The sequence below is a fragment of the Ferroacidibacillus organovorans genome (assembly GCF_001642725.1).
In the GTDB taxonomy this organism is placed as follows: domain Bacteria; phylum Bacillota; class Bacilli; order Alicyclobacillales; family SLC66; genus Ferroacidibacillus; species Ferroacidibacillus organovorans.
Genome location: NZ_LSUQ01000005.1, coordinates 83,212 through 97,642 on the forward strand (window position 1 = coordinate 83,212; position 14,431 = coordinate 97,642).

Sequence of the window (14,431 nt, forward strand, 5' to 3'; positions counted from 1 at the left end):
GAGGGTAAACGTGAAACGAGTCCTGATGGTTTCTTATTTTGCGCCTCCGACCCTAAACGCGGAAGCGATCCTCGTCTGGAAAACGCTGCGCGTGTTGTCGCAGCTTCACCGGATTACACTTGTCACAAACGCGCCGCAGTGTAAGCAGGGGGACCCTGATATGCGCATACCACCGGGTGTGGACGTGCGTGCGCATGGCGGTGTGACATTCCGCTCGGCGTTTGCAAACAAAGTGGCAGAGCGGTTGACGGGAAAACTCGACGATGAAAATCTGCTGTGGGCGCTGCGCGTCCCCCAGGTTAAAAAAGGCGATTTTGACGTACTCTACAGTCGCTCGCATCCAGGTGCAAGCCACATTCTGGCGGCCTCGCTCTGGAAGCGCACGCAGTTGCCGTGGATCGCTCAGTTCAGTGATCCGTGGTCGGCGAATCCCTACCATTCCCACCACACCATCATTCGGAAGCTGCGCGACCAGGAGCACGAACGATTTGTCATCGCGCATGCGGATCAACTCATCTTTCCGACCGTTGAAATCCAGGAAATCTACGAAAAGGCGTATCCTTTGCAAGCGATCAACGCCCGGTCGGTGGTCTTGCCCCATCACGTCTCAGAAGAGCTCTACAGCGTGAGAAATGCGAGCGTTCCGACGGAAGCCGGCAAGATGCTCCTGTCCTATTTTGGCGATTTCTATGGCTTGCGCTCACCCGCGCCGCTGTTTGACGCGTTGCGGCACATTCACGCGCGAAACCCGGACAAGCTTGCGCGTGTCGAGATTGGCCTTTTTGGAAACCTCGAGAAAAAGTTTGTCCCTCTTCTGGAGCAGGTGCCCGTCCGCATTCATCGCGGCCGCTATACGTATCTTGAGAGCCTGTCTGCAATGAGAAAGAGCCACGGTCTGTTGCTGATTGATGCGCCAAACGACACAGGAGTAAACCCGTTTCTCGCCTCAAAGTTGATCGACTACATTGGCGCTAAACGACCGATTCTTGGCGTCACCGAGGAACGCGGCACGGCGGCAAATTTCTTGCGTCAGGGTGGGCAGTATGTCGCGGCGCCCCGCGCGGTGGACAAAATTGCGTACGGGCTGGAACAATTGATCGATTCAGCAAAGGTGACAGCAAGAATGGAGCGTCTGGCCGCAGCGTTTACATCAGAGAGGATCGTGGGTGAACTCGCGCAATGGTTGGACAAGCAATAGACAGCGCGACGATGCGCCTGGCGAAAACCTCCAGGCGCATCGTTTTGTGCAGGATAGCATGCTCGATTCAGGAGATGCGTTGGGCTTTTGTGATGCGGTTTTTCCGGTAGAATTGCCGAGCGGACGCCCACAGATTGCCAGTCATCCAGATGCCGACGAGCAGCGTTGGCAAGCCGTAGATGAGTGTGTAAGGTTTGTCGCTTGTGATGCCGCTGTATACAAGTGATGTTCCGTAAACGCCGGCGATCAGTGACAAGAGCCAAATGAACCACAACCGAATACCCATGTTCATATCAACTTCCCCCTCATTGGTTTACCCTCACGCATTCCCATTTCGAGACTGATAGCAGTTGGGCAATTCGCCCGCGAGCACGCCGCCCTTTTTCCCGCGAAACTCTTGACTGCACGAATCTCTGAGCGGGCAATTTGCACACGCATTTTGTTTTGACAGACCGCGATACCAGTCACGCCAGATCAACCGATGAACTGGGAGCACTTTCGGGAGCTTATTAAGCCCCGGAACCCAAGGTACAAGCACTAAGAGCGTAAAGAGAATGCCAATGGTGTAGGCGGCCATCTCATCGCCAGATGCGGACGTTGAGTACGGTGGAATCTGATACAAGAAGGTGTACGGTGTCAGCCACCATGGGCCGGGAAGCGCTGTCTCATCGTGATTGATGCCCCACTGATTGCCCTGCATATTGATCGTGTTGGCAATGTTGTGCAGGGTTGTACCTTGCAGGAACAACAGGTCGCCGCTTACGTCATAGCGGTAGACGCCGCCGTTCGTTTGGCGGTCGAGCGCACCTGAGAGAAGCCCAGATTTGGCGAGTTGCAACTCAGAATTCATCATGAGTGCCACGGGGCCATAATTGCCGAATGGCGTGACGACGGCACCTTTAGAAACGGTCGCTTTATTGAGTGCATTGCTGTAATTTGTATCCCACTTTTGTTGCTGTGCGTAGGATGCGTTCTGATACTGTTGCAGCGCTTGGCTCAGTTTGTTGTTGGAAGAAGCTGTTGCCAGCATCTGCAGGGGTGCCATGATGTCGTTTTGTGCGGTATTCCAGTGATAGGGGGTCCCCCACCAGGTCTGAGGCGAGAAGCCCATGATCGATTGAATGGATTGCGCCTGACCGTGCCAACCGTGATTGTAAGGAGGGCCATAGCTTGCAATGGAACCTGTACCTGACAGATCGCCGATGGCCGTCTGCTCGATGATTAAGGGAGAACCTAGTGCAATCTGTTGATTTGTGACGGCCGGGCGATACGGCGCGCCGAAGATGGCAGAAGCGCCAACAATCAGGACACCGATGATCCCGAGGCTGATGACACCCTCCTTGACCATGTCAAAGTCGCGTTGTGGAAAGCGCAAGGTGTCGCGTGTGAATCGATCTTTTTTCATGCGTGCTCATCTCGCTTCTTTGCAGAAATCGAATAGGGTGGAACCACACCTTTGCTTCGCACGGCTAAGAGATGGATGCTGACGAGCCCGATAAGAATGGCAGGAAACACCGCGATGTGGAGGCCATAGACCTGCCCGTTGTTTAAGATGTTGAGAAATCCGTCGAGCCCTGCACCGTTAAACGCGTCCTTACTTTGAACCTGATTCCATTGTGAGAAAAAATCGCCCCTTGAGAGATACCCGGTGAACGCTTCAATAACCGATACGGCGAAGGAGAGCGCGCCAACAACCCATGTGAGCGCGCGACCTTCGCGCCAGGATCCCATAAAGAACTGTCCAACGAGGTGCATCGTAGTAAAGAAGAAGAATGCCTGAACGCTCCAGTAGTGAACGCTTCGCAGAAACTCGCCGAGGCTTGAGGTCTGGTACCAGAGTGGACCTTTAGCCGACATGATGATTCCGCTTGCGATGCAAAAGACAAGACTGCTGAGTGTGAAGACGCCGAAGCTGTAGACGAGAGAGTTCACGTAGACGGGTTGTTCAGACGGCAACAAGTTATCCCAGGTAAGCTTTTCCGTTGCGGATTTGCGAAGTGATTTTGTCCAGTTCACGAACGATCACCGCGTTTCCCGTGTGGATACGTAAAGAGTGCGAAACTCGCAAACACGATGAGCCAGATGACACCGACATAGATGTTCGGCCATGCATTCGATGTGTTAATCACCGTCAACCGCCTGCCTTTCTCTTATGGCTCTAGCATACGATCTGCGGCGAAAGGTGTTGAGACCCGATCGAGTGTTCTTTTCCGCGAATTGGAGCTATTTGTGCATAGTCGGAATGGACCAGGGGAAACGACATTCTACCATTGACATGCTAGAATCTCAGGACTAGCATGAGGGTACATCATCCTCCATCGCGAATGCCCCAAAAATTTCCCGTGCTTGATTGGCGAACGCATTCGTCTTTGGATGACATGGAGGTGAGTCAAGTCACGCTATCGATTATTGTTCCGACTTATAATGAGTTAGATAATCCAAAACGCTTAATAAATGAAATAATGCGTTATCTTCCTGATGGAACGTTTGAAGTGATCTTTGTCGATGACAGTTCAGATGAGCGATCGATCGAGTGGCTTAATGCTTTGTGTAAAACGTATCCTTTCGTGCGTCTGTTTCATCGCGTGCAGGAGCGCGGTCTCGGCAGTGCGGTCGTGCGCGGATTGGAACTTGCTTGCGGTGAATGGATCGCAGTGATGGATGCCGATCTGCAGCATCCGGCGAGTGTGCTCCCCGAGATGATGCGTGCGCTTTCAGCCGGATATGACGTGGTTATCCCGAGCCGCTTTGTCCCTGGAGGAAGTGACGGAGGGCTCTCGCTCCCGCGCAAGTGGATTTCTTTTACGGCGCGGTTGATCGGTCGTTTGGCGCTCAAGCGGCTGCGCAAGGTGTCCGATCCGACGAGTGGCTTTTTTATGATGAAGCGCGCCGTGATCGAAGGTGTTGCGCTGCGCCCCGTCGGGTGGAAGATTCTCATCGAAATTCTCGCGCGAGGGTCATACACGCGCATCCTAGAGATTCCGTACACGTTTGAGGCGCGCGCGTTTTGTGAGTCGAAAATGTCGCTCTACGAGCAGTGGAACTATCTCCGTCATCTCGGGCGCTTGATTCTTGACAGCCCTGAGGAAAGAAGAGTCTACCTCTTTGCGCTCGTTGGCGCATCAGGCGTTTTTGTCAATGAACTGTTCTATGACGTGCTGATTCATCTCCAAGTAGCGCTTTGGATAGCAGGCATGCTATCTGGCTTTATCGCGATGGTAACCAATTTTGTTCTCAATGATCGATTAACGTGGGTGGACGCGCGCGCGGGACAAGCGCATCGTCGTTTTCTCAAATATGTGATCACATCCTTGATTGGCATCGCGATCAGCACCGTAGTGCTCTCCTTTCTTGCGTATGGGGAGCGGGTGAACTCGCTCTATGCTAACGGGGCGGGAATCGCCGTCGCGACGGTCTGGAACTTCTACATCAACAATTTTTGGACGTGGAGAAAAAAGCATCGCGTTGTCGATATCGTCATTTCTTCGGTAGGCACGAGTACAGAGATTCGTTAGGGGGATAGGTCGTGCAACTGATTCTTTTATCTGGTGGTTCAGGAAAGCGTTTGTGGCCGCTCTCCAATGACGTCCGCTCAAAGCAATTTCTGCGCGTGTTAGAGGGGCATGATCAGAATCTCGTGTCGATGGTTGAACGCGTTTGGGGGCAACTCTCTGCGCTTAGGATGGACGGTTCGACCTATTTGTGCGCATCAAAGCTGCAGAAGGATCTGATCCACGCTCAACTGGGGGATGTCAGCGTCATCGTTGAACCGATGCGCATGGATACATTTCCGGCGATTGCCCTCGCGACAACCTATTTGGCGGATCAGGTTGAGGAAGATGACATCCTCGTCGTGGCGCCTGTGGATCAGTTTGTTGAAACGGGTTATTTTGAGCACTTAAAACGTCTTCCAGAGGTGCTCGTCGCATCTGGCTCGGAGATGGCCTTACTCGGTGTCAAGCCAACGCATCCATCGACACAATATGGGTACATATGTGTGGAACAGGAACGTGCGGCGGGATCATCCTATGCGCGTGTATCGTCGTTTCGCGAAAAACCGGAGCGAGCGCGTGCACTGGAGTGGATCGAACAGGGTGCGCTGTGGAATTGCGGGGTATTCTGCTTTCGTAAATCGTATCTGATGCGCTTGCTTTCGGAGCGCGGTCTTCCGATTCACTATCGCGAGATGGTTGCGACGTTTCACGAAATGCCAAAGCGCAGCTTTGATTATGAAGTGGTCGAACAGACGGAAAAAATTGTCGTCGTACCGTACGATGGCGCATGGAAAGATCTTGGGACATGGGAGACGCTTGCGCCGGAGATGCGCTCTTCCTTTCTTGGAATTGGTGTGGCGGACGATTGCGAAAACTCCCATGTTGTCAACGAGCTCTCCATTCCGATTGTCGCAAAAGGGTTAAAGAATTTGATGGTTGTGGCGAGTCCAGATGGGATCCTGGTGGCCGCGAAAGACCAGAGTGGTGGGATCAAAGATCTCGTTGCCCCTTATTGCATCCGTCCCATGTTTGAGGAGCGGCGATGGGGATCTTACAAAGTGCTGGATTATCAGAAACTCCCTGACGGGAATGAGGTTTTAACAAAACAGGTCACGCTGCGCGCCGGCGCGAATATTAGTTACCATCGACACCATCTCCGAGAAGAGGTGTGGACGATGGTAGCTGGGGATGCTGTTCTAGCGCTGGACGGTAGAATGGTCAGCATTACGGCGGGGGATGTCTTTCGCGTTTGTCGCGGTCAGTGGCATGGCATCATGGCGAAGACGCAGGTTATTTTTGTCGAAGTGCAACGCGGGGAGACAATCACGGAAGAGGATTGTGACCGTCGCTTTATGGAGTGGGAGCATGTCATTGAACACTGTGAAGTTCTCGAACGGTAGACGGTGTGGAGGACGGATGGGCATGTCTTTGCGAATTTCGCCTGAATTGGAACAGGTTGCCCCTTGACGTTTTCTCTTAGACTGGTATTCTGTTCTGCGGACCTTATGTCTATGCAGGAACAGAAAAGAGGCATGCCATGAGTGCGAATTATGATGTGATCATCGTGGGAGCAGGTCCTGCAGGGCTGTACGCCGCGTATGAATTTACGAGAAAAGCGCCGCACGCGAAGGTGCTCCTGATCGATAAAGGCGTCGAAGCGAAGTATCGGCATTGTCCAATCATGGAATTGAAGATTGATAAGTGTCCGCCTGCGAACAAAATCAAAACGTATGCGAGTTGCTGGCCTGCGTGTGGTGTGATCAACGGCGCCGGTGGCGCTGGGAGCTTCAGCGACGGGAAGTTCAATATCACCTCAGAGTTTGGCGGGTATCTGACGGAGTATCTCTCGTCGTCAACCGTTCTGGAACTGATTCGCTATGTCGATGCGATCAATCTGGGGCACGGCGCGCCCGGTGCGATTACCGACCCTACAACGCCCGCAGTGGCGATGATCGAGCGACGAGCGGTTGCGGCGGGCTTGAAGCTCTTGCGCGCGCAGGTTCGGCACATCGGCACTGACAACAATCTGCGTCTGATGAACGAGATTTTTGCGTATTTGGAAAAGCATATCGAGATGCGCTTTCGCTCGTTTGTAGAAGATATTTTGGTAGATGAAAATCACATAAAAGGGGTTGTGCTTCGCGACGGAACGGAGTTGCGTGCGCCAAACGTCTTGCTGGCGCCAGGGAGAGATGGCTCCACCTGGCTCTCCGAATTATTGCGTCGTCACCATGTCAAAATGACGAACAATCAGGTCGACATCGGGGTTCGCGTCGAGACGACCAACGTCGTGATGCAAGAAATCAATGAACACCTCTATGAGGGCAAGTTTATCTATCACTCCCCGTCGACAGGACTGCGCGTTCGCACTTTTTGCAGCAATCCGTCTGGACATGTGGTCGTTGAGAATCACACAGGAATTATGGCAGCCAACGGGCATGCATATAAGGAACCATCGATGGGTTCGTCCAATACAAACTTTGCGCTGCTTGTGAGCCATCGGTTTACAGAACCGTTCAATCGTCCGAATGAGTTTGCGCGGCAAATCTGCACGCACGCAAATGAATTGTCGGATGGCTCGATCATTGTGCAGCGCTATGGCGATCTCCTGAAAGGACGACGCAGCACGCGTGAGCGATTGGCGGAGGGGTTTGTCGAGCCGACGTTAAAAGAAGCGGTACCAGGCGACCTCGGTCTTGTTCTCCCTTATAAAACGATGCTTGCTTTACACGAGATGATCAGGGCGCTTGACCACGTCACGCCGGGGATTGCTCAAGAGCACACACTCTTTTACGGGGTAGAGGCAAAATTCTATGCGGCGCGCGCAGAGGTAAATGCGCATCTGCAAACGAAGATTGAGGGACTGTACTGCGCGGGGGACGGGCCTGGACTAACGCGCGGCATTGCGCAGGCGGCGAGTAGCGGCGTGTATGTCGCGCGCCACATCACCGCTTCGCTCTGAAGCTGCCGAACAGCATGCTGACGTGCTAGCACAAGCGTGCGACCTTGCGCGAAGTGCTTGTCACTTTTTCTTTCCGCCGTGAAACACCAAGCGGACGTGATCAAGGCCGTGACGCTGAAATTCTTGTTCATACTGTTCCTTGCGACGCCAAAGACGCATCTCTTGCTCCTTGGTGATTTCCTCACCCGATGCTGACTGTACAAGCGTGTCGCGATACGCCAAATGGTGAGATAATACATCCCAGAAGGTCTCCTCGTCGTATGCGTCAATGATTGGGGTGAGCGCTTCTTCGAGCAAGGGAGTCGGGTGGTGGCCGCCGCATCCGTCACAGTATTGCACAAGATCTTCTGCGCCGTATTCGGGCGCCGCGGCATAGAGCGCGTCTGCTGTCTCAAGCAGGTCTTTATACATTTCTCCACCTTCTGGCGCGCCGTTTACGACCCACTCGCCAAGAAAGACGAGCGACAACATCTTTTTGTATTGTTCTTCACTGATTTCCAGCTTCATTGGACACCTCGTTTGTAAGAAGAAAGGATTGACATGCGAAAATGAAAGAATTGAAATCGATTGAAGCGTTTCACGACATGGTTCAATCGGGTAAAACCGTGATTGAATTTTACGCGGATTGGTGCACAGACTGCAAGCGTATCGAGCCTAACCTTGACACATGGGCTGATCAGTTTGCGGGGCAATTCGCGATGGCGCGCATCAACTGTGAAGAGGTGCCGGAGATCGCTGAGCAGTTTGAGGTCGTTGGTATTCCATCTTTTCTCGCCTTTGATCACGCAAAGCTCGTCAATCGCTTGTACAGCCGCGACGCAAAATCAAAGCAACAAGTGGAATCTTATTTGCAATCCGCATTTGACGTGTAACGGCCGGAGGCTATGTCCACGCCGCGCCTTTCATCGTAACGTACACGGTGTAGAGCGGGTGTGACACATGAAGTGTGGCGTGAGGATCCACGCTTCATGTGTCACACCCGCTCTCCTTTTGAACGCTCATCATTAGATATAGCCGCGTGAAAAGCCGATGACGACGAGAACAAGCATGATGAGAATGTAAACTCGCAGCCCCCAAAATACGCTGCTCACCCACCCTTTTACCTGTGCGCGCTCGAGCGGCGGAAGTTGCTCCAGATCGTTTTCTGGATAAAATGTCTCAAATGTTTTTTCACGCATGGTACATACCTCCCGATTGCGATTTGGATTTTAGAAGAGTTTTGGCATGACGACCGATAGTCCGTACACAGCGTTCAATCCAACCAAAAGTGCCACAATCACGACGGCCGAAACGTTTTGCCACTTGCGGTTGACGTGAGCCCCCATAATGTGTCGATCGTTCAGCAGGAGCACTAAGAAGAGCAGCGCGGCTGGCATAAAGATCGACGCGATCACCTGCACTGTCAGGTTGAGAAAACCGAGCGGCGCATTCGGAATCAAAACGATGCTTGCGGCAAGAACTGCGCTGAGGATGCCCGGCAAATAAAACTTCCACGCGCGCCGCGCCGGCATGTTGATGCTTTTTGGCCAGTGAAACGCTTCGCCCATCGCCCACGATGTGCTTGCCGTCAGCGCGATCATCGAGATGGTGCCCGCTTCGACCATTCCCAGTGCAAAGAGGGTTTCTCCCGTATTCCCCAAACGCTGTCCGATCACAGTGAGAATTTGTTGGATGCTCAGATTGGAAGCACCGTTCATTCCGTGGACAACCGTTCCTGTCAGGATTACGAGCGCGAGTGCAACGGCGACCATGGCGACGGTTCCTACTGCAGTATCCATCTGGCCGTGGCGGATATCCTTCACGGTCAATCCCTTGTCGACGACCGCTGACTGTTGGAAAAACAGCATCCACGGAGCAATCGTCGTTCCGAAGTTTGCGAGGATGATAAAAACGAACGCCGGCGTGAAGCCGCCAGGAACCTGCCAGTGGGCAAACGCGTCGGCGACCACCGACCAGTGTGGGTGCGCCATGAACGCCAGTGGAATAAAAATGAGGTTGCCTGCCGCGATCCAGAGCGAGACGCGCTCCCAAGTGTAGTAGCGCAGTACAAGCAGCACCACGGCGTCAAGCGAAATGGCAAGCAGGGCGCTCAGCCAGTGCGGTACGCCAAACACGGAGAGTCCGAGCGTAATGCCGATAAATTCAGTAATCAGCGTGAGAATGTTGGCAAGGACAAGATCGACGAGTGAGAACCAACCCCAGAAAGCGCCGTAGCGTCCCCAGATCAGTTCAGCGTGACCGCGGCGTGTCACTGCGCCGAGGCGAACGGTCATCTCTTGCACGATGTACGCGATGATGCCTGACAGAATGAGTGCGGGGATGAAGAATCCGATGCCGTAGGTTGCGCCGGTTTGGGAATAGGTGATCACACCGCCGGCGTCGTTGTCTGCGATCATCACGAGGACGCCGGGGCCAATCAAGACGTAACCAAGTAAAATTCTTGAGAGCCATCCACGTTTTTGGCGGAGTGTGTCAATTCGAGCTTGGTCTTTCGCGCGGATCGCTGCATCTTCGGAGTCAATGGAACGTACGTAAACAGCTTGTTGTTGGATCATGGCAGAGATCCTCCTTTCTGGGTTAACGGGCATGGCAAAACGATGCAAAGCATTGTTGCTGAATTTGAAGCTGATTTTGTAAATCGCCTATACTAGGACCGCTTTCCATGCCCATCACCTCCCAGAAAGAGTGTTCCCTACGGATACTCAAAGAAAATCCCCCTGTAGAATGAACAGGGGGATTTTCTTACACGGGAATATACCGCGCATCCCCCTTGTTGAGCTTTAGCACTATGCGTCGTAGAGTTTTCACTCAGCCACATTAAGTAAAGCCTTAGTCCGGCAATACCTGTTCAACCCATTGGCGTCTCTCGACGTTTCCGGGCAGTGGCGTGTTTCCGCATAGAAGCCTCGCCTAACGAGGATTCGACTCTCAATTGTAGCGTATCGAATGTATTGTGGTTCGTAAACTCTTTGTATTCATACCATGCATAAACGCACTCGTCAATCCTTTTTTGCCCTACTGCGTGTTAAGGAATTGTGAATATAGAGATGCGTGACGCTTTCACGAAGAAGTTCGCGGATAAGGCTTCGTTTCATAGATGCGCAGCGTGATAAAACTCGCGAGCGCACCGAGTAGGCTGATGAGAGAGATCGCGACAAATCCTCCGCGGAGCCCGCTTGTGCGGCTGATGAGCCCGACGAGAACAGGTCCGCCGAACATGCCAATCGAGTAGACAGCTTGAAAGAAGCCCATCGCCGTTGCGCGGAGATCTTCGCGTACGTGGCGGATGGATAGCCCCATCAATTGAGGCATGCAGATGCCCTGGCCAAGTCCGTTAAACGCTTGTGTGATAAACAGCCAAATCATGGAGGTCGAATACGGAATTGCAAGCGTTGCGACTGCCGAGAGAAGAAATCCAAACGTCACGAGTTTGCGCGGCCCAAAGCGCTGCATAAACGGGCGGCTGCTCAGATAGCCGGCGAGCGCGTTTGGAAGCGTTGACAGCACCGTGAGCTCGCCGAGTTGGGCGTGGGTTGCATGTAGGTGAGCCGCCTTTATGGGCGTAAACCCAAACAGGGTGGTAAACGTGACGGCCTGTGCCAGCGCAGCGAGCAACGATGCGCGTAGCGTGCGTGGATCGGCGGCCATGCGCAAGAGGGAAGGGGGCTTTTCCGTCGCGCGTTTTGGCGTTTCTTGAAGCCAGAGCGCGATGAAGAGTCCGATGACCCCGCCGCACGCGGCGATGACAAAAACGAAATGGATGCCGAATTGACCTGCGAGAATGCCGCCGAGCAGCATCGCGATCATTTGTCCTAGGCTCGCGTAATAGCTGAGCAGACTCATGGCGCGCGGCGCCTCGTCGGACGAGAAGAAGCGTGCGAACATGACAGTGTATGCGACCCACGCGCCAGCTGCCACACCGGCAAGGCTGCGCCAGAGCAGGGCGAGTGCGGGTGCTGGAAAGAGGGCGAAACCAGCGCTTGACAGTGTGCCAACGAGCAAACCGGCGATGACGTATGGTTTGCGGCGACCCGTTCGATCGGCGGCGATGCCAATCGGAATGCGCACGATCATCTGGGTGAGGCCATAGCTGCCGAGCACGAGGCCGACCGCCGTGAGACTGAGGCCCATCTGATTTAAGTAGGGTGGAAAAATGGGGACATAGGTATAGACGCTGAACCAGTAGAACATGGTGACAATCGGGAGCAGAATCGGGTTGAGGCGCTGCATGGTTCGCTCCTCTCGGTTAGGCATTGCGATTCACCCATCGTACACAATATCTTCGAAATGAGAAAGGCTCATGGTATGATCTAACGAGATTATTTGAACATTCATTAAAGGGGTTGTCGCAATGGAAAAATTAGAACTGAACCTCTTTAAACTGCTCAGTCTCTCAGGGCCGTGTGGGTTTGAACATGAAGTGGCGCGCGCGATTTATGAACACGCAACGTTGTTTGCGGACGAGTGTCGCATCGATGGGCTAGGCAACGTGTGGGTGGGTGTCAGGGGCGCAAAGGATGGCCCGACACTGCTCGTCGCTGCACACATGGATGAAGTAGGGTTCATGGTCAAGACGATTGATGCGAATGGATTTTTGCGACTTGAACAGTTGGGCGGGCACGATCCGCGTACGGTGCTCGGCCAGGATGTGGTCGTGCTGACCGAACATGGACAAGTTCCTGGCGTTGTCGGGACGTTGTCTGTCCATTTTTTGCGCTATGACGATCCAGCGCGGGCGCCTAAGTTTCACGAGCTTTATGTGGATTGCGGCGCGACATCGCGCGAGCACGCGCACGCGATGGGAATTCGCGTCGGTCAGGCGGTGGCGTATGAACCGTCTGTGAGGCGCATTGGGGAGACGCGCATCGCCTCTAAATCCCTTGACGATCGCGCCGGGTGCGCGGTCTTGCTCACAGCGCTTGAAACGATTGACCGCGCGCAACTGCACGGCACGGTGTGGGGGTTGTTCTCCGTGCAAGAAGAGGTAGGGCTGCGCGGCGCCAAAGCGGCGGCGGCGGCGCTTCGCGCAGATGTGGCGCTCGCTGTCGACACGACGGCCGTTTCGGATACGCCCTATCCACACGCGCCAGTGGATCACGGTCTCGCGTTAGGGCAGGGTGCCGCGATTAAAGCGATGGATTTCAGTCTCATCGGAAGCCTGAGCGTTCGCCGTTTGCTCGAGCGGGTTGCGCGGGAGCGCGCGATTCCTGTGCAGACTGAAGTGTTTGCGGGCATTGGAACCGACGCGGGCGCACTTCACATGGAGGGCGGGGCGGTTCCCTCTGGCGTCATCTCCATCCCGTCGCGTTACACGCATTCTCCGATTGAGATGATCGATTTGAACGATCTGAACGGATGTTATCGATTGTTGCGCGGATTCATGGAAACCATGAGTTCGGTTGAGGAATTTTCGTTTTTGCATACGTGAGTCGGGATGTGCAGAGAGGAAGTGTGCCGATGTGCGAACAGACAGGGGACGAGCTTCGCGGCATCGCGCGGCGCATCGCACAAGCGGGTGGACGGATGTATCGCGTTGGCGGCGGGGTGCGCGACGCGTACCTCGGATTGCCTGCAAAAGACGAGGATTTCTGCATCGTCGGATTCGATGATGAGCTGATTTCGCGCGTGCTTCCGGAAGCGTTTGCGGTGGGCAAATCGTTTCCCGTCTATCGGCTGCGCAGCGGCGGCAGGGTCTATGAATTGGCATTAGCGCGACGCGAGCGTAAAGCGGGAAGCGGGCATCGCGGCTTTGCCGTAGAGTTCGGGCAAGAAGTGACACTGACGGAAGATCTGGTGCGCCGGGATCTCACGGTGAATGCGATGGCAATCGATGTGTTGACGGATGAACACTACGATCCGTATGGTGGACTCGACGATCTCAAGCGGCGCGTTTTGCGCGCTGTATCGGATGCGTTTGCTGAGGATCCACTACGTGTATACCGCACGGCGCGCTTTGCGGCGCAACTTTCTTTTTCTGTTGAGCCGCGCACGAGCGCGATGATGCAGAGGCTCACGGGTGAGCTTGAGACGCTGAGTGTCGAGCGGGTGTTTGACGAGTTTCGTAAGGCCTTGCGCACAGCTCAGCCGCTGCGGTTTTTTCAGGCGCTGCGCGACGCGTCTGCGCTATTCCCGCACTTCGGGGCGTTTGGCGAGGAAGAGACGTTTCAGCGCCTCAAAAATCTGTTGGCGGCGGACGCGACCGCGACGAAGGCGCTTCAAGAACCGCTTTCTGACGAGGCGATCTTTGCGATGGTCTTGCTGAGCCTCGCACGTGACGAGGATGCGCACGCCTTCTGCCAACGAATGCGTGTGCCAGAATTGTGGAAGACCGCAGCCACCCTTTTACGGCAACCACTTTTTGAAGAGAATCTCTCTTTGCATCAGCGCGCGGAGCGTGTAGTGCAACGCATTCGCAAGCTTGAGCGATGTGGCCTGACGATACGCGAATACGCGCACATCCGCGCAGTCGCCGAAGGAATCGCGCAAGGATGGACGGCGTATGCGTGGCTACTCGATGTGGCAGAAGGGTTGCGCGCGATTCGCGGGGAGGATGTCATGCGTGAAAACCCGGCGCTTTCAGGCCCGGCCGTGGGCAGGGGGATTGGGCAGCGGCGGGTAGCCTACGCAATGAACGTTATGGGAATACGCTATGGGCGCGACGGATCAGTCGACGTTTTATGAACGCTTACGGAGATGGACGAATGCACCGTTCCTTTTTAAAGCTTTCTTCAAGTCGGGGTTTGTTCATACTTCGATTCGCCCTTTTTCGCTATGATA

General features: G+C 54.3%; 14 protein-coding genes and 1 riboswitch. Of the genes, 7 read left to right on the forward strand and 7 right to left on the reverse strand.

Annotation, left to right across the window (positions count from 1 at the left end):
• Positions 1-10 precede the first annotated feature (10 nt).
• Positions 11-1,198, forward strand: coding sequence for a glycosyltransferase family protein (locus tag AYW79_RS02915; RefSeq protein ID WP_067952738.1), 1,188 nt, complete (start codon positions 11-13; stop codon positions 1,196-1,198).
• A 67-nt stretch (positions 1,199-1,265) separates the two neighbouring features.
• On the opposite strand, the gene AYW79_RS02920 is transcribed toward AYW79_RS02915, so the two are convergent.
• The 3 genes from AYW79_RS02920 to AYW79_RS02930 are packed head-to-tail and all read right to left on the reverse strand — an operon-like array spanning position 1,266 to position 3,214.
• The gene (locus AYW79_RS02920) at positions 1,266-1,490 is read right to left on the reverse strand and encodes a hypothetical protein (protein ID WP_067561334.1); all 225 of its coding nucleotides are present in this window, start codon (positions 1,488-1,490) and stop codon (positions 1,266-1,268) included.
• 27 nt (positions 1,491-1,517) lie between these two features.
• A complete protein-coding gene (locus tag AYW79_RS02925) occupies positions 1,518-2,603 on the reverse strand; it encodes a hypothetical protein (protein ID WP_067561336.1) in 1,086 nt (361 codons plus the stop codon).
• The gene (locus AYW79_RS02930) at positions 2,600-3,214 is read right to left on the reverse strand and encodes a cytochrome b N-terminal domain-containing protein (protein WP_067561338.1); all 615 of its coding nucleotides are present in this window, start codon (positions 3,212-3,214) and stop codon (positions 2,600-2,602) included. The genes AYW79_RS02925 and AYW79_RS02930 overlap by 4 nt, the downstream gene beginning before the upstream one ends.
• Before the next feature lie 368 nt (positions 3,215-3,582).
• Between AYW79_RS02930 and AYW79_RS02935 the strand changes: the two genes are divergently transcribed.
• The 3 genes from AYW79_RS02935 to AYW79_RS02945 all read left to right on the forward strand — a co-directional run bounded on the left by AYW79_RS02935 (position 3,583) and on the right by AYW79_RS02945 (position 7,654).
• Positions 3,583-4,713: a glycosyltransferase gene (locus tag AYW79_RS02935; RefSeq protein ID WP_231877753.1), complete on the forward strand. Its 1,131-nt coding sequence runs from the start codon at positions 3,583-3,585 to the stop codon at positions 4,711-4,713.
• Positions 4,714-4,724: 11 nt separating this feature from the next.
• Positions 4,725-6,092: a sugar phosphate nucleotidyltransferase gene (locus tag AYW79_RS02940; RefSeq protein ID WP_067561340.1), complete on the forward strand. Its 1,368-nt coding sequence runs from the start codon at positions 4,725-4,727 to the stop codon at positions 6,090-6,092.
• A 137-nt stretch (positions 6,093-6,229) separates the two neighbouring features.
• Positions 6,230-7,654 carry an NAD(P)/FAD-dependent oxidoreductase gene (locus AYW79_RS02945; RefSeq protein WP_067561343.1) on the forward strand — a complete coding sequence of 475 codons (1,425 nt, stop codon included), beginning with the start codon at positions 6,230-6,232 and terminating at the stop codon, positions 7,652-7,654.
• 60 nt (positions 7,655-7,714) lie between these two features.
• Here the strand turns inward: AYW79_RS02945 and AYW79_RS02950 are convergent, their stop codons facing one another.
• Positions 7,715-8,161: a hypothetical protein gene (locus AYW79_RS02950; RefSeq protein ID WP_067561344.1), complete on the reverse strand. Its 447-nt coding sequence runs from the start codon at positions 8,159-8,161 to the stop codon at positions 7,715-7,717.
• Between the two features lie 41 nt (positions 8,162-8,202).
• Here AYW79_RS02950 and AYW79_RS02955 point away from each other — a divergent pair, with 41 nt between their 5' ends.
• The gene (locus AYW79_RS02955) at positions 8,203-8,526 is read left to right on the forward strand and encodes a thioredoxin family protein (protein WP_067561347.1); all 324 of its coding nucleotides are present in this window, start codon (positions 8,203-8,205) and stop codon (positions 8,524-8,526) included.
• 132 nt (positions 8,527-8,658) lie between these two features.
• Here AYW79_RS02955 and AYW79_RS15760 read toward each other — a convergent pair whose 3' ends face one another.
• From AYW79_RS15760 to AYW79_RS02965, 3 genes are all read right to left on the reverse strand, one after another.
• Positions 8,659-8,832, reverse strand: a complete 174-nt coding sequence (locus tag AYW79_RS15760) for a hypothetical protein (RefSeq protein WP_179123200.1) — start codon at positions 8,830-8,832, stop codon at positions 8,659-8,661.
• Positions 8,833-8,862: 30 nt separating this feature from the next.
• Positions 8,863-10,209 carry an NRAMP family divalent metal transporter gene (locus AYW79_RS02960; RefSeq protein WP_082806609.1) on the reverse strand — a complete coding sequence of 449 codons (1,347 nt, stop codon included), beginning with the start codon at positions 10,207-10,209 and terminating at the stop codon, positions 8,863-8,865.
• Between the two features lie 204 nt (positions 10,210-10,413).
• Positions 10,414-10,579: riboswitch (M-box (ykoK) riboswitch) on the reverse strand.
• A 135-nt stretch (positions 10,580-10,714) separates the two neighbouring features.
• On the reverse strand, positions 10,715-11,908 hold the full coding sequence (locus AYW79_RS02965) for an MFS transporter (protein ID WP_067561348.1): 1,194 nt from the start codon (positions 11,906-11,908) through the stop codon (positions 10,715-10,717).
• A 97-nt stretch (positions 11,909-12,005) separates the two neighbouring features.
• Between AYW79_RS02965 and AYW79_RS02970 the strand changes: the two genes are divergently transcribed.
• Together AYW79_RS02970 and AYW79_RS02975 are read left to right on the forward strand one after the other, a co-directional pair.
• Positions 12,006-13,082, forward strand: coding sequence for a M42 family metallopeptidase (locus tag AYW79_RS02970; protein ID WP_067561349.1), 1,077 nt, complete (start codon positions 12,006-12,008; stop codon positions 13,080-13,082).
• A gap of 29 nt (positions 13,083-13,111) precedes the next feature.
• Positions 13,112-14,335, forward strand: a complete 1,224-nt coding sequence (locus tag AYW79_RS02975) for a CCA tRNA nucleotidyltransferase (protein ID WP_067561350.1) — start codon at positions 13,112-13,114, stop codon at positions 14,333-14,335.
• Positions 14,336-14,431: the final 96 nt, after the last annotated feature.

What these genes read in the sequence shown, in the direction of transcription:
- AYW79_RS02920 (WP_067561334.1), bottom strand. Translation starts at nt 1,490, where the DNA reads ATGAACATGGGTATTCGGTTGTGGTTCATTTGGCTCTTGTCACTGATC.
- AYW79_RS02925 (WP_067561336.1), bottom strand. Translation starts at nt 2,603, where the DNA reads ATGAAAAAAGATCGATTCACACGCGACACCTTGCGCTTTCCACAACGC.
- AYW79_RS02945 (WP_067561343.1), top strand. Translation starts at nt 6,230, where the DNA reads ATGAGTGCGAATTATGATGTGATCATCGTGGGAGCAGGTCCTGCAGGG.
- AYW79_RS02950 (WP_067561344.1), bottom strand. Translation starts at nt 8,161, where the DNA reads ATGAAGCTGGAAATCAGTGAAGAACAATACAAAAAGATGTTGTCGCTC.
- AYW79_RS02955 (WP_067561347.1), top strand. Translation starts at nt 8,203, where the DNA reads ATGAAAGAATTGAAATCGATTGAAGCGTTTCACGACATGGTTCAATCG.
- AYW79_RS15760 (WP_179123200.1), bottom strand. Translation starts at nt 8,832, where the DNA reads ATGCGTGAAAAAACATTTGAGACATTTTATCCAGAAAACGATCTGGAG.
- AYW79_RS02960 (WP_082806609.1), bottom strand. Translation starts at nt 10,209, where the DNA reads ATGATCCAACAACAAGCTGTTTACGTACGTTCCATTGACTCCGAAGAT.
- AYW79_RS02965 (WP_067561348.1), bottom strand. Translation starts at nt 11,908, where the DNA reads ATGCCTAACCGAGAGGAGCGAACCATGCAGCGCCTCAACCCGATTCTG.
- AYW79_RS02970 (WP_067561349.1), top strand. Translation starts at nt 12,006, where the DNA reads ATGGAAAAATTAGAACTGAACCTCTTTAAACTGCTCAGTCTCTCAGGG.
- AYW79_RS02975 (WP_067561350.1), top strand. Translation starts at nt 13,112, where the DNA reads ATGTGCGAACAGACAGGGGACGAGCTTCGCGGCATCGCGCGGCGCATC.